Source organism: Pseudovibrio sp. POLY-S9 (genome assembly GCF_001431305.1).
Taxonomy (GTDB): Bacteria; Pseudomonadota; Alphaproteobacteria; order Rhizobiales; family Stappiaceae; genus Pseudovibrio.
Window position 1 is genome coordinate 221,635 of the sequence record NZ_LCWX01000166.1, and the last position, 917, is coordinate 222,551.

The window sequence follows — 917 nt, forward strand, 5'->3', positions numbered from 1 at the left end:
GTGCCTTCAATCTTGATGCCGCTCGCATCAATTCGAATGAAGTTGCCGCCCACGTTGAGAGAGATCGCAGAACCAGCACGAACAACCACCTGATCACCGCCATCAACAAAGATGGTACCAGGTGCGGTGTAATGCTGGTGTGCCAGACTTTCCATGCGAATGTTACGATTCACCTTGGTGGTATAGTTTCCACCAACCTGCAGCGTTTTATCATCAGCAATGCTTTCGTTGTCAGCAGCGTCAACCTGCGTGCGGCGAACCGCTTTCACATGAAGATCTTTTACACCGGAGATGGTTTCTCTGTGTGAGCCTTCCACTTCGATATCCTTCGATCCGCCTATAGATTCAGACTGAGAGCCATCAATCCGTTTATGGCGGTTAGCACCCACCTTCCAGGTCTCATTGTTCTCAACAACGCCGTTGTGGAACTTCTGGGCGTGGAACCAGACTTTCTCTTGCCCGCCTTCATCTTCAAACCGCAGCTCATTGGACCCTGTCGCCTTGTGGCTGTCTGACTTCAGGACCATGCGGGTTTTGAAGTCAGGAAGCTTGTTCGGCGTACGATTGTTGTTGTGATAAGTCCGACCAGTGATGATCGGTTGGTCCGGGTCACCTTCGAGGAAGTCTACGATGACCTCGTGACCGATGCGGGGGATAGCGATGTGGCCCCAGCTGGCGCCAGCCCAGTTGGAGGAAACGCGGATCCAGCAGGAGGAGGTGTCGTTCTTCTTGCCGTGGCGATCCCATGGGAACCAGACTTTGACCCGGCCATGTTCATCGCAGTAAATCTCTTCACCTTCCGGTCCGGTGACATGGGCGATCTGAGGGCCGTCCACCAAGGGCTTTTGGAGCAGTTTGGGTCGGTATGGCAGGCGGGCGGGCATGACCTCAAACCCTGCACTGTAGGTGGTGGTGCC

At 54.5% G+C, this 917-nt stretch carries 1 protein-coding gene; it reads right to left on the reverse strand.

Annotation, left to right across the window (positions count from 1 at the left end; all coding sequences use genetic code 11):
• Positions 1–917, reverse strand: a 917-nt coding sequence (gene tssI, locus PPL9_RS33400; RefSeq protein ID WP_208989435.1) for a type VI secretion system tip protein TssI/VgrG, incomplete at both ends; no start/stop codon positions are given.